This window comes from Methylobacterium sp. (assembly GCF_028290105.1).
Taxonomy (GTDB): domain Bacteria; phylum Pseudomonadota; class Alphaproteobacteria; order Rhizobiales; family Beijerinckiaceae; genus Methylobacterium.
Genome location: NZ_JAQGKL010000170.1, coordinates 1 through 13,731 on the forward strand (window position 1 = coordinate 1; position 13,731 = coordinate 13,731).

General features: G+C 69.7%; 10 protein-coding genes. 5 read left to right on the forward strand and 5 right to left on the reverse strand.

Annotated elements, in window-relative coordinates; all coding sequences use genetic code 11:
• The first annotated feature begins 168 nt into the window (after positions 1–168).
• A complete protein-coding gene (locus JWQ05_RS12410; RefSeq protein WP_299658753.1) occupies positions 169–1,227 on the forward strand; it encodes a lysylphosphatidylglycerol synthase domain-containing protein in 1,059 nt (352 codons plus the stop codon).
• Between the two features lie 31 nt (positions 1,228–1,258).
• On the forward strand, positions 1,259–2,539 hold the full coding sequence (locus JWQ05_RS12415) for an ATP-binding protein (RefSeq protein WP_299658754.1): 1,281 nt from the start codon (positions 1,259–1,261) through the stop codon (positions 2,537–2,539).
• A 4-nt stretch (positions 2,540–2,543) separates the two neighbouring features.
• Here JWQ05_RS12415 and JWQ05_RS12420 read toward each other — a convergent pair whose 3' ends face one another.
• The gene (locus tag JWQ05_RS12420) at positions 2,544–4,037 is read right to left on the reverse strand and encodes an AMP nucleosidase (RefSeq protein ID WP_366944590.1); all 1,494 of its coding nucleotides are present in this window, start codon (positions 4,035–4,037) and stop codon (positions 2,544–2,546) included.
• A gap of 274 nt (positions 4,038–4,311) precedes the next feature.
• Here JWQ05_RS12420 and JWQ05_RS12425 point away from each other — a divergent pair, with 274 nt between their 5' ends.
• Entirely contained in the window at positions 4,312–6,693 is a 2,382-nt protein-coding gene (locus JWQ05_RS12425) for an EAL domain-containing protein (RefSeq protein ID WP_299658756.1), read from the forward strand.
• Between the two features lie 87 nt (positions 6,694–6,780).
• On the forward strand, positions 6,781–7,290 hold the full coding sequence (gene tsaA / locus JWQ05_RS12430) for a tRNA (N6-threonylcarbamoyladenosine(37)-N6)-methyltransferase TrmO (RefSeq protein ID WP_299658757.1): 510 nt from the start codon (positions 6,781–6,783) through the stop codon (positions 7,288–7,290).
• Positions 7,291–7,293: 3 nt separating this feature from the next.
• Here the strand turns inward: tsaA and JWQ05_RS12435 are convergent, their stop codons facing one another.
• The 3 genes from JWQ05_RS12435 to JWQ05_RS12445 are packed head-to-tail and all read right to left on the reverse strand — an operon-like array spanning position 7,294 to position 12,654.
• Entirely contained in the window at positions 7,294–10,407 is a 3,114-nt protein-coding gene (locus JWQ05_RS12435; protein WP_299658758.1) for an efflux RND transporter permease subunit, read from the reverse strand.
• Positions 10,408–10,465: 58 nt separating this feature from the next.
• The gene (locus tag JWQ05_RS12440; RefSeq protein ID WP_299658759.1) at positions 10,466–11,542 is read right to left on the reverse strand and encodes an efflux RND transporter periplasmic adaptor subunit; all 1,077 of its coding nucleotides are present in this window, start codon (positions 11,540–11,542) and stop codon (positions 10,466–10,468) included.
• Positions 11,539–12,654 carry an efflux RND transporter periplasmic adaptor subunit gene (locus JWQ05_RS12445; RefSeq protein WP_299658760.1) on the reverse strand — a complete coding sequence of 372 codons (1,116 nt, stop codon included), beginning with the start codon at positions 12,652–12,654 and terminating at the stop codon, positions 11,539–11,541. The genes JWQ05_RS12440 and JWQ05_RS12445 overlap by 4 nt, the downstream gene beginning before the upstream one ends.
• 223 nt (positions 12,655–12,877) lie before the next feature.
• Here JWQ05_RS12445 and JWQ05_RS12450 point away from each other — a divergent pair, with 223 nt between their 5' ends.
• Entirely contained in the window at positions 12,878–13,459 is a 582-nt protein-coding gene (locus tag JWQ05_RS12450; protein ID WP_299658761.1) for a TetR/AcrR family transcriptional regulator, read from the forward strand.
• A 36-nt stretch (positions 13,460–13,495) separates the two neighbouring features.
• Here the strand turns inward: JWQ05_RS12450 and JWQ05_RS12455 are convergent.
• The coding region (locus JWQ05_RS12455) for a hypothetical protein (RefSeq protein WP_299658762.1) at positions 13,496–13,731 on the reverse strand (236 nt) is incomplete at its 5' end.

Below are 13,731 nucleotides of genomic sequence, written 5' to 3' on the forward strand. Positions count from 1 at the left end.
CATGCGGCGGCCTGCATCGACGGTGGGCATTGCGCCTGCCTCGCTGGCAATTGCCCACCGATGCCCCTAAATGCGGGCGACGGGCCGCGGTCCGGCACAAGCTCGGGATGACCCATGCCGCCGACGAGGCCGAGCGCGGGACACCCAGCGGAGGCGGACGCCGACACGATGAACTTTGCCGGACAGCACAAGCAGGTCGAGACCGCGGAGGCGCTCGCGCCGGGTGATTCCATGGCCGCGGCGACGGACGCAGAGGCCGTGGCGCCGAAGTCCGGGATGCGGGGCCGCTACGCCTGGCTGGGGACCATCGCCAGCCTCGTCATCTTCGCCGGCTCGCTGTTCGTCCTGTGGAAGCTCGTCCAATCCGTTACCTGGGCCGAGATGCATGCGGCCTTCACCGCCGCGACCGGCGAGCAGCTCGGGCTGGCCTTCCTGTTCGTCGGGATCAGCTACCTTTTCCTCACCTGCTACGACGCGCTCGCGCTGCGGCAACTCAAGCTCAAGGTCCCCTACCGGACCACGGCTCTGGCCTCCTTCACCAGCTATGCGGTCAGCTTCACCCTGGGGTTCCCCCTGCTGACGGCGGGGACGATCCGCTACTGGATCTACTCCAGCAAGGGCCTGTCGCCGGCCAAGATCGCGGCGCTCACGGTCATCGCGGGCTTCACCTTCTGGCTCGGCATGGGCGTCGTCCTCGGCCTCAGCCTCGTCGCAGAGGCGGGGCAGCTTGCCGCACTCACCTTCACCAGCATCGCCCTCAACCAGGGCGTCGGCTTCGGCGCCCTCGTGGCGGTGGTGGCTTACCTGTTCTGGGTCTCCATGAAGCGCCGCAGCGTGCGGGTGCGAAGCTGGCGCCTGGAGCTTCCCGGCGCCTCGGTCTCGCTCAGCCAGATGGTGGTCGGCATCGGCGACGTATGCGCGGCCGCCGCCACGCTCTACGTACTGCTGCCGGCGGGCACCTCCATCGGCTTCACCACCTTCGTGGCGATCTACGTGCTCGCCGCCATGCTGGGCATCGCGTCGAACGCGCCGGGCGGCATCGGAGTCTTCGAGGCCACCATCCTGCTCGCGCTCTCCAGCCTGCCGCGCGATCAGGTGCTGGGCTCGCTTCTGCTGTTCCGGGTCTGCTACTACCTCGTCCCCTTCGTCATCGCGCTTGTCATGCTCACCGTGTACGAGGTCGTCAAACGCGCTCGGGACGCCAAAGGCCTGACGCAAAAGACCTGACGCGGACGCATCATCTCGGAGGGGGTTCCGCATGGCACGGGGGACGCGCCGATCGGCCTGGACCGCCGCCGCCGTGACGGCGGCGGGACTCGGCGTCTTCTGCGCCGGGCGCGGCACCCTCGACTGGCCACTCGTCGCTGCGTCCCTGGTGGCGGCCTGCGCCGGAGGAATCATCGGCAGCCTCGGCCAGTCGCGCGTCGTTCGGGCGCCCGAGCATGCGGCGTCCACCCGCCATTCGGTGGCCGAAGCGCTGCTCGCCAACATTCCCGATCCCGTCATCCTGGTGGATCGCCGCGCCGTGGTGATCGAGGTCAACCCGGCCGCGCGTGCCCTCCTGCCGGCCCTCAAGCTGCGCCACCCCCTGTCCTTCGCGCTGCGCGCACCTGACGTGCTCGACGGCATCGAGGAGGTGCTACGCACCGGTGCTGGCTTGAAGACCCTCTACGCCACCCGCGTCCCCACCGAGCGCGCCTTCGAGGTGCAGATCGGCGCCCTGCCGATGCCCGACGGCGCGGTCGGTGGGCAGCCGAACGTGGTGCTGTTCCTGCGCGACCTCACCTCCGCCCGGCGGCTCGAAGCGATGCGGGTCGATTTCGTCGCCAATGCGAGCCACGAGCTGCGCACGCCGCTCGCCTCCCTGCTCGGCTTCATCGAGACCCTGCAGGGCCCGGCCCGCAACGATCCGCCTGCGCGCGAGCGCTTCCTCGGCATCATGAAGAGCCAGGCCCAGCGCATGGCCCGCCTCGTGGACGACCTGCTCTCGCTCTCGCGGATCGAACTGCGCGAGCACGTACCGCCGACGCGCCCCGTCGACCTCACTCGCATCGCCCGCCAGATGGTGGACACGCAAGGACCGCTCGCGCGCGCGCGCGGGGTCACCCTCACCTTCGACGTGGACGGGCCACACCCCATCCTCGGCGAGCGCGACGAACTCCTGCGGGTGGTCGAGAACCTGATCGAGAACGCCGTGAAGTACGGCGGCAGCGGCGGCCTCGTGGCGGTGACGCTGGGGCGCCAGACCGACGCGGCCACCAGCCGGGACGGCATCGTCCTCGCGGTGCGTGACGAGGGGCCCGGGATCGCCGCAGAGCACATTCCCCGGCTCACGGAGCGGTTCTACCGGGTCGATGTCGCCTCCAGCCGCGACCAGGGTGGAACCGGCCTCGGACTCGCCATCGTCAAGCACATCGTCAACCGCCACCGGGGCCGCCTCGTCATCGAGAGCGCGCCGGAGGAAGGCACCACCGTGCGGGCGATCTTCCCGGAGTTTCAGCCGGCGGACCTGGCGGAACCGGCGATCGAACCGGCCTGAAGCCTCAGCGGAACGGCGGCTCGTCGAAGCTGCGGAGTTTTCGCGAGTGCAGGCCGTGGCGCTCGGCGCGCAGGTGGTCGAGGGCGGCGAGACCGATGAGCAGGTGCTCGGCCACCGCACGCTCGTAGAAGGCGTTGGCCGCGCCCGGCAGCTTGATCTCGCCATGCAGCGGCTTGTCGGAGACGCAGAGCAGGGTGCCGTAGGGGACGCGCAGGCGGTAGCCCTGCGCCGCGATGGTGCCGCTCTCCATGTCGACGCCGATGGCGCGGGACAGGTTGATGCGCCGGCGCTCCTGGGAGAACCGGAGCTCCCAGTTGCGGTCGTCGTAGGTCACCACCGTGCCGGTGCGCAGGCGCCGCTTCAGCGCCTCGCTCTGCTCGCCCGTGATCTGGGCCGCCGCTGCCTGGAGGGCGAGTTGCACCTCGGCCAGCGCCGGCACCGGCACGTCGGGCGGCACCAGTTCGTCGAGGATGCGGTCGCGGCGCAGGTAGCCGTGGGCCAGCACGTAGTCGCCGATGGTCTGCGATTGGCGCAGGCCCCCGCAATGGCCGACCATCAACCAGCAATGCGGACGCAGCACCGCGAGGTGGTCGGTGATCGTCTTGGCGTTCGAGGGGCCGACGCCGATATTCACCAGCGTCGTGCCCTGCTGAGCTCCATCGGGCCCGCGCGCCACGAGGTGATAGGCCGGCATCTGGTACTTGTGCCAGGGCGAGGCCGCGATCAGGGCCGCCGGATCGACGCCCGCCGCCTCCGCCCGCGAGACCGAGACGCCGCCGGGCAGGATCATCCGCTCGAAGCCGTCGTCGCCCCGCGCGAGGCGCTCCAGACCGTGGCGGATGAAGCCGTCGACGTAGCGGTGGTAGTTCGTCAGCAGGATCCAGGGCTGCACGTCGCGCCAGTCGCTGCCGGTGTAGTGCACGAGGCGGCGCAGGGAGTAGTCGGTCCGGATGGCGTCGAACAGCGCCAGCGGGCGTGGTGCATCGGGCACGTCGTGCCAGAGCCCGTCGGCGATCTCGTCGCCCACCACCGAGAGCAGCGGCACGGGGAAGTAGGTCGCGAGATCGCGCGGGGTCGCGCCGCTGCCCCCGAGATCGGCGCCGGGCTCGATCACGTAGGGATAGGGGATCTCCTGCGCGCTCAGACCCACCTCCAGGGTGGCGCCGTAATCGCGCACCAGGGGTCTGAGCTGCTCCAGGAGGTAGCCGCGAAAATGCGCGGGCTGGGTCACGGTGGTGGCGTAGGTGCCCGGTGCCTGGAATTTCGCCGTGGCCCGCGAGACCCGCGGCATCGGGCCGACCGGATGGTAGGTGACGCGCAGCTCCGGGTAGCGGAACTGCAGCCGCTCGGTGGCGTCGGGGGGCGGTCCGCCGTCGAGATAGCGCGTGAGGGCCGATTGCAGCGCCTCGGTCGCCCCCGCATGCAGCGCGGCCAGACGGTCCACCGCGGTCTCGGGATCGGAGACGGTTTCCATCGGTCTCAGCTCGTCGCGGATCACGGTGCCTCCTGGCCAAACCTTCGGTCAGGCGCCCTCATACAACGCGGGGCCCCGGGACGCGACGGTGGAGTCTTCGGCGAGGTTTCGGTGCCGGCACTGCGCACCCAATCTGGTCCGCGGCCACGGGGCGACCGGCTTAACCTATGCTGCACCACGGACTCAGTATGAACTATGATACAACCAACAAATGAGGCATATTGAGCAGTACGCCATGGGCGGCGACCATGTGTCCGCCCAGCGGTAAGTCGACGACCAGAAGGGGAAACGTGCGTCGATGCTGACAGTCATTGGTTGTTTCATCACCGAGAACGACCCCTGGCTTGTGGCCCTGGCGACGATCATCTGCACCCTGGCCGCGAGCGCGACCATTGCACTTCTGAAACACGCACAACGAACCGCCGGTGGCTGGCGTGGCGGCTGGGTCGGTATCGCGGCGCTCGCCGGCGGGTCGGGCATCTGGGCCACGCATTTCATCGGCATGCTGTCCTGTGATCCGGGGATACCGGTCGGGTACGCGGTCGCGCCGATGCTGATCTCGCTGGCGTTGGGAATTGTTTTCAGCGGGATCGGCCTCGCGACGGCGATCTTCTGGACCGCGCGGGCGGCCCCCCTCGCCGGTGGCGCGATCGTCGGCCTCGGCATCGCGGCGATGCATTACACCGGGATGGCGGCCTACGAGTTCGCCGGTCACATGGTCTGGCAGGCCGCCCTCGTCGTGCTCTCGGTCGTCGCCGGTGCCGCGTTCGCCACCGCCGCCCTATGGGTCGGCCTGACCCGCGACAGGGCGCGGGACCGCATCCTCGGGGCGGCGCTGCTGGCGATCGCCATCTGCAGCCATCACCTGATCGCCATGGCGGCCTTCGCCATGCGCCCCGATCCGCAGGTTGTCGTTTCGGACGGGATCGTGCCACCGCTCTGGCTCGCCCTTCCGGTGGCCATCGCCAGCTTGTCGATCCTGATGATGGCCTGCGCCGCCCTCATCGTCGACATCCGCGACCGGCAGCGCGACATCTATCGCGGACGCCTGAAGAGCCTCGCCAACGCCGCCGTGGAAGGCCTGGTGATCTGCCAGGACGGAATCATCGTCAGCGCCAACGACAGCTTCGCCGCCCTGACCGGCACGGAAGCGAAGGCCCTGACCGGCATGGAATTGGCGCGCTTCCTGCCCGATGCCGCGACACGCCAGACCCTGGCGGACCTCTCCGAGGACGGCGTCGAGGGCACCTTGCGCCGGTCGGACGGCACGGAGCTGCCCGTCGAACTGATCATGCGGCCGGTCGCCTACGCGCGTGCCCCCCACGTGGCGCTCGCGGTCCGCGATCTCAGCGCGCGGCGTCGCGCGGAACGCCAGATCCGCTTCCTCTCCGGGCACGATTCACTCACCGGACTGCCCAACCGGCAGAACTTCCACGACTGTCTCGACCGGCGCCTGCTGCAGGCCTCCGCGACCGGCACGCGGCTGGCCCTCCTCTATATCGATCTCGACGGGTTCAAGGAGGTCAACGACCTGTTCGGGCACGCCGTCGGGGACGCGACCCTGGCTCGGGTCGCCGGCCTCGTCAGCGGCCTCCTGAACGATACCCAGCTCATGGCACGGGTCGGCGGCGACGAGTTCGCCGTGGTGACGCCCTGCACCCATGCGGTCACGGCCGGTCGTCTGGCCGAGGAGATCCGGGCCGCCCTGTATGCCTGGGACGGCCTCGGCGGCAGCGAGCCGGTTCCGGGCGCCACCATCGGCATCGCGATGTTTCCCGACGATGCCCGTAACCGCAACGACCTCCTGGTCGCCGCCGACACCGCCCTCCTGCTCGCCAAGGCGGTGGGCCGGGGAAGTTACCGTTTCTTCGAAGCGGCGATGGGCAGCGACGTGCGCGAGCGCCGCGTCCTCGAAAAGGAGCTGCGCCGGGCCATCGCCCAGGACGAACTGCGCCTCGTCTATCAGCCGCAGGTCGAGGTCGGCACCGGGGCGGCGATCGGCTTCGAGGCGCTACTGCGCTGGAACCACGCCGCGCGGGGCTTCGTGTCGCCCGCCGTCTTCATTCCCATCGCCGAGGAGAGCGGGCTGATCCTGGAGATCGGGGCCTGGGTCCTGCGCGAGGCCTGCCGCGAGGCGGCGGGCTGGATGACGCCGCTGACCATCGCGGTCAACGTCTCGGGTCTGCAGATCCACGATCCGGGCTTTGCCGCCTGCGTCCAGGCGATCCTCTCCGAGACCGGCCTCGATCCGGCGCGCCTCGAACTCGAGATCACCGAAACGGCCCTGATCCGCGATCCGGACCGCGCCCTGATCAACCTGCGACGGTTGAAGGCCCTCGGCCTCCAGATCGCCATGGACGATTTCGGGACGGGCTACTCGTCCCTGTCGAACCTGCGGGTGTTTCCCTTCGACAAGATCAAGATCGACGGGTCGTTCATCGCCGCGGTGGATTCCAATCCGCAGGCCGCGGCCATCGTGCGCTCGGTGCTCGGCCTCGGAGCCGGGCTCGGCCTTCCGGTCATCGCCGAGGGCGTCGAGACCCGCGAGGAACTCGCGTTCCTGGCGGCCGAGAACTGCCATGCCGCGCAAGGCTACTTCATCGGCCGCCCCGGTCCGATCGCGGGGTTCCGGCGCTACACCCACGGCGCGCGTACCGCGCTCCCGAACGCCGCCGCCTGACGGACCCGATCCGCCGCTTGCCCCGCGCAACCGCTTGTCCGAAACGGACATCGTATGCCGACATACGGCAGGAAAGGCAGGTTTCGCATGGGCGATACGTCAGGGCATCGACCGGGTGAGGTGGCGATCCCTCTGCCCGGGAGCTTCGATGCCGGGCTGTACTTCATCGGCCGCATCCGCACGCCCTGGGCGACCCGGAGCGCGTGCCCGAAGAACGGACGCCAGACCGAGGCCACCTGCACGCTCGACGTCGACGCGCCCTTCGCCGAGGGCCTCCAGAACGTCGAGGGCGCGAGCCATCTGATCGTGCTCTACTGGATGGACGAGGCGGCCCGCGACCTCGTGCTCCAGCGCCCACGCCACGCGGAGGGGAGCCGGGGCACCTTCTCGCTGCGCTCGCCCGCGCGCCCGAACCCGATCGCCCTCTCGGTGGTCGAACTCCTCGACCGGGACGGCGCCAGCCTGCGGGTGCGCGGCCTCGATTGCCGCGATGGCACCCCGCTCCTCGACATCAAGCCGTATTACGCGACGACTGATTCCCGGCCCGATGCGACAATCGACCGGGCCGGAACGCGCGGCGGGGATTCGCCCGCCTAGCGATCACCCGGCATGGGCCGGCACCTCGGCGCCATGAACCTGTCCGTCGGCGCCGTGGACCTTGCGCGGCGTGCCCTTCGGCGGCGCCTTGATGCGGTACCAGCCGACATACAGGGCGGGCAGGAAGAACAGCGTCAGGAAGGTCGCCGCAAGGATGCCGCCGATCATCGCGTAGGCCATCGGGCCCCAGAACACCTCGCGGGCGATGGGGACGAGGCCGAGGCTCGCCGCCGCCGCGGTCAGCAGGATCGGACGCATGCGGTGGCAGGTGGCGTCCACCACCGCGTCCCAGGGCGCCAGACCGTCGCGCTCGTACTCGTCGATCTGGGTGACGAGGATCACCGAGTTGCGCACGATGATGCCGATGAGCGCCAGGACGCCGAGGATCGCCACGAACCCCATCGGTTTGTTGAAGGTGAGGAGGGCCAGCGCCACGCCGATGAGTCCCAGCGGCGCCACGCTCGCCACCAGAAACAGCTTCTGGAAGCTCTGGAGCTGAATCATCAGGAACATCGCCATGGTGAGAAGCATCACCGGCGCGACGGCAGCGATCGGGCCCTGGCCCTTGGCACTCTCCTCCACGGCGCCGCCCACCGCCAGGACGTAGCCGTCCGGCAGGGTCTTGCGGAATTCGGCGATCTGTCCGTCGAGCTGCTGGACCACCGTGGCGGGCTGGGTGTCGTCCGCGATGGAGGCGCGCACCGTGATGGTCGGCAGCCGGTCGCGCCGCCAGACGATGGGCTGCTCGAGTTCGTAGCCGATCGTCGCGAAGGCGAGGAGCGGCACCACGCTGCCGTTGGCCAGCGGGATCTGCAGGCTCTGGAGCGTGTCGAGGGAGTTGCGCTCCACCGCCTGCGCGCGGGCGACCACGTTGACGAGATAGATCGAGTCGCGGACCTGGGTGATCGAGCGTCCGCCGACGATGCCGTTGAGCAGGCCGGCGATGTCCTCGGAGGTCACGCCGAGCTGGCGCGCCTTGTCCTGGATGATGTCGACCTTCAGCACCTTGCCGGGCTCGTTCCAGTCGAAGGTCGGCACGTCGAGATGCGGGTTGCCGCCGACGATGTTGCCGAGCGTCAGCGCGTGCGCCCGCAGGGTCTGCAGGTCGGGGCCGCTGAGACGGTACTGCACCGGGCGCCCGACGGGGGGACCGAGATCGAGGGGGTGGATCAGGAAGTCGGTGCCGACGAACTGCTCGCGGGCGAGCCTGTCGAGCTTCACCTTCATGCGGTCGCGCGCCTCGATGGACGTCGTCTCGATGACGATCTGGCCGAAGAAGGCGTTGCCGAGTTGCTGGTCCAGCGGCAGGTAGAAGCGCACCGCGCCCTGGCCCACGTAGGACGACCAGCGCGCGACCTCGGGGTCGCCCACCAGCGTCGCCTCGAACCGGTCCATCTGGCCCTTGGTCTCGGCGATGCTGGCGTTCTGCGGCAGCGTCATGTCGACGAGGAGTTCCGGCCGGTCGGAGGACGGGAAGAACTGCTGCTGCACGAAGCCCATGCCGACCATGGAGGCCGCCAACATCCCCACGCAGGCGACGACCGTGGTCCAACGCCAGCGCATGGCGCCCAGAAGCAGGCCCGTGAAGATCCGCATGGCGCGGCTCGGGGCGCCGTGGTCCTTGTGCTTCATGTTCTTGGGCAGGAGCTTCACGCCGATGAGGGGCGCAAACAGCACCGCGACCACCCAGGAGACGAGGAGCGAGGCGGCGATGACGACGAAGAGCGAGTAGGTGTACTCGCCGGCCGAGGAGCCGTTGAAGCCGATGGGCAGGAAGCCCGCCACGGTGACCAGCGTGCCGGTGAGCATCGGAAACGCGGTGGACGTGTAGGCGAAGGTCGCGGCCTTCTTCAGGCTGTCGCCGACCTCCAGCCGCGCCACCATCATCTCGACGGTGATCATCGCGTCGTCGACAAGGAGGCCGAGCGCGATGATGAGGGCGCCGAGCGAGATGCGCTGCAGCGTCACCCCCATGACCTGCATCACCACGAACACGATGGCGAGCACCAGCGGGATCGAGAGCGAGACCACGAGGCCGGCGCGCCAGCCGAGCGAAATGAAGCTCACCGCGAGCACGATCACCACGGCCTCGACGAGGGCCTTGGTGAAGCCGCCCACGGCCTCCTCCACGATCTTGGGCTGATCCGAGACGAGGTGGATGCCGACGCCCACGGGCAATTCGCCCTCGAGCTTGCGCATCCGCTCCTTCAGGTCGTGGCCGAAGGTCAGCAGGTTGCCCGAAGGCTGCATGGCGATGGCGAGGCCGATCGCCGGCTGGCCGTTGAAGCGGAACAGATCGGTGGGCGGATCGGTGAAGCCGCGCGAGATCTCGGCCACATCGGAGAGCCGGAAGAAGCGGTCGTTCACCCGCAAATTCACCGCGCGCAGGCTCTCCTCCGAGACGAACTGCCCGCCGACGCGGACGGAGACACGCTCCGGCCCCGCCTGGATCACGCCCGAGGGCGTGATGGCGTTCTGCGATTGCAGGGTCTTGATCACAGAATTGGTGTCGAGGCCGAGGCCCGCGAGCTTGCGGGTGGAGAAATCGAGGTAGATCACCTCGTCCTGCGCCCCGAGGAGCTGCATCTTGCCCGCGGACGGTACCTTCTTCACCTCGGCGCGGACCCGCTCGACGTAGTCGCGCAACTGGCGGTGGGTCACGCCGTCTGCGGTGAACGCGTAGACGTTGCCGAACACGTCGCCGAACTCGTCGTTGAAGAACGGCCCCTGCAGGCCCTGCGGGAACGTGCCCTGGATGTCGCCGATGCGCTTGCGCACCTGGTAGAAGATCGCCGGGATGGTTTTCGGCGGCGTGGTCTCGCGCAACTGCACGAACACGGTGGCCTGGCCCGGCGTGGTGTAGCTGCGGCTGAAGTCGACGGCGTCGATCTGCTGCAATTCCTTCTCGATCCGCTCGGTGACCTGGTCGAGGGTGTCGCCGATGGTGGCGCCCGGCCAGCGCGCCTGCACGATCATGGTCTTGATCGCGAAGGGCGGATCCTCCTCGCGGCCGAGCTTCTGGTAGGCCAGGAACCCGGCCACCACCGAGATCAGCATCAGGAACCAGACGAAGGAGCGGTGCTCCAGCGCCCATTCGGACAGATTGAAGGACTTCACGGGTTTGCTCTCGCCTCGCGGGGGTGGCGATGGATCTCGGGACGGCCGGGGACGGGCCTCACGGCGCCTTGTCGGACAGGCGCACGGCCTGTCCCTCCTGCAGGGAATGGATGCCGGCCACGACCACGCGGTCCCCGGCCTTGAGGCCGCCACCGATGAGGGCGCGATTCCCCTCGCGGCGGGTGACGGTGACGGGTTGCCTGAGAACGCTGCGATCGTCGGCTGCGACCAGCCAGACGGCGTCGCGGCCGTCCTGGCTCAGCACCACGTCGGCGGGAAGCTCCACGTGCGGCGATTCCGTGCGCGACAGGGTCACGGTCAGGGTCGAGCCGAGGCGAAAGGCGTCCGAGGGCTTCAGCAGGGTCATCCGGATGCGCCGCGTGCGGGTGACCGGGTCGGCGAAGGGCGCGGTCTCGCGCACCCGCGCGGTGGCGGTGACGTCCGGGGCACTCTGGAGGGCCACGGTGAACTCGGCGTCGGTCGGCATGGTGCCGACGAGTTCCTCGGGGATGTCGACCACCGCCTCGCGTTCCTCGGGTCGGGCCAGCGTCGCGACGGCCTGGCCGGCGCTGAGCACCTGTCCGACCTCGGCGCTGCGGACCGTGACCACACCGTCGAAATCCGCGTGGAGTTCTGTGTAGCCGATCTGATCGCGCGCCTTCTGCAGGTTGGCCTCGGCCTGGGCGAGGCGGGCCTGGGCGGTGTCGCGGCTCGCCACCGCCGTGTCGAGCTGGGCCTGGGTGACGTTGCCGCCCGCGAGCAGGCGGCGGCGGCGGATCTCCGTGGCGTTGGCGTTCTCGGCCTGCGCCTTGGCGTCGGAGAGATCCGCCTCGGCCCGAGTCAGGGCAAAGCGCGGCACCACGGGGTCGAGGGCGGCGATCCGCTGCCCCTTCTGCACGATGTCGCCCACGGTGACGTCGCGGGCGACCATGCGCCCGGCGATCTGGAAGCCGATCTCCGACTGGTAGCGCGGTGCGACCACGCCCGCGAAGGGCCCGAAGACCCGGGATTCCACGGGCTTGACCACGCGGTAAAGCACCGGCCGCACGGGCGGCGGGGCGGGCGCCTCCTCCGCCGCTTGGCAGGCGCCGAGGAGTGCCGCGAGCGCGAGGGCGCCGAAGCCTGGGCGGATCATCGCGTCGCCTCCACGGTCTCGGCGACGGCGACGTTCTGGCCGGGCCGGAGCAGCTGAATTCCCGCGATGACGACCTCCTCGCCGGATTCGACGCCGCCCTTCAGCGCGATGGTGTTCGGGCCGTAGCGCTCGATCACCACGGGCCGCGGCGCGACGGTGCCGTTGACCGTGTCGCGCACCCAAACGGCGGGGCCGTTCTCCCAGCGGTAGAGGGCGGACCAAGGCAGCACGATCGCCGGCCGGGACCGGAACTTGCCGGTGCCGATCACCACCGCGCCGAGGCTCATGGCTTTGGGCGTCTCTTCCAACCCGACCTTGACCCGCACGGTGCCGGAGGCCGGATCGACGCTGGGCGAGATCTCGCGCACGCGCCCCACCGTCCGGATGCGCGGATCGGCCTGGAGGGTGACCTCGACGGTCTTGCTCTCGGGTGGGGCGGCCAGCACAGCCTCAAAGATGTTGAACACCGCGTCGCGCGGCCCATCCTGCGCCATGGCCAGCACGGTCTGGCCGGCCTGCACGACCTGGCCCACCTCGAAGGTCCGGCTCAGCACGATGCCGTCGACGCCCGCCTTCAGGTCCGTGTAGGAGAACTGCTCCTCGGCGGTGCCGAGCGCGGCTTTGGCCGAATCCACCGAGGCCTGCGTGGTGCGCAACTGCTGCTCGGCGTCGTCGTAGCTCGGTCGCGTGGTGTAGCCGCTGGCGAGCAACTGCTCCTGGCGCTTGAAGCTGAGCTTGGCCTGGGTCAGCAGCGCCTCCGCCGATGCGAGCGCGGCCTGGGCGTTGTTGAGGTTGGCCCGCTGTTCCTGCGGATCGAGCTTGGCCAGCACCTGGTCGGCGCCGACATGGTCCCCCACCTCGACGAGGCGCTTGGCGATCTTGCCGTTGGTGCGGAAGGAGACGTTGACCTGCGACTGGGCCTGGATGTCGCCGGTGAAGATCAGGTCGGACGCGATGGTGCTGGGCTTCGCGATCACCGTGCGTACGAGGGCCAGGGCGGGCGTCCGGGCCTTCACGGGCGCCGCATCGCCGGCAGCCAGGGCCGGCGCGACAACGGTCGTGAGGGCGGCACACAGCGCCGCGACCCCGCCTCCACGCCGCAGAACAGGCATCCAAACCATCATCGCGTCCCCGAGCCTCGACGCACCCTATCGGCGGGCAGCCTTATCGGCTATCTTACCGACCGTCCAGACGGTTTCTTTTCCGGACGGGTCGACTTCTCCGGTTCCGCGTTCCGGAGTAAGGCTTGCGTTCGCGGTTAAGTCCTTGATGAATCCGATTCTCTCGGCGATGCGGGCCGGGGATCGGCCCCCTCCCCGTTCCGCTGGAAGACCGATGACAAAGGCGCGCACCCGCCGCGAAGACCGGCCGATGGTCATCCTCGACGCCGCCGAGCGCCTGATCCGGCGGATGGGGACGCGCACGCTCACCATCGACGCCGTGGCGGCGGAAGCCACGCTCAGCAAGGGGGGCGTCCTCCACCACTACGCCTCGAAAGATGCGCTGATCTCGGCCCTGGCCGAGCGCAAGCTGCGGGAGATCCGCGAGAGCGTGGCGACCCACGAGGCGGAGCAGGGACCGGGCCCGGCCGCCCTCCCCCTGGCGCTGATCGCGCATGCCAGGCAGGTCTATGCCGACGAGGACGGCTTTCCCCGCGCGCTGCTGCTGGCCTCCGCCGAGAACCCGGAGGCGTTCGCCGGCTTCAACGCCTTCCTCAAGCAGCGCCTCGCCCAGATGGAGGACGTGGCCTGCTGCCCGGGCGCCGGGGCGATGCTGACCTTCGCCACCCTCGGCCTGCTCTTGAGCCGCACCCTCGGCTTCCACTGCCTGGAAGGCCCGGACCTCGAGAAGTTGTTCGACGCGATGGAGCACGCGGCCAAGAGCCTGCCGAGGGCGGAGGGGCGCGAAGTCGGATGAGGGCCGCGCTGCGCGGGGCCGCACCCGACAACGGTGTCAGGCGGTTTCCCGGATGCCGCCGCGCAGCGCCAGGTCGAGGGGTGCGTCGAGATACGGGAGCGGCGCGGCCTGCCGGTGGGACGGATCCGCGTAAAAGGCTCTGAGGAGCCGGGTCCGCTCGAGCAGGTGGGCTTCGATCCGGTCGCTCATGCGACCGACGGGACCGGTCAGCCGATCGAAGCCGGCGGTGAGCGCACGCACGAGGATGCGAGCGCCCGCGATCGGAACGTGAG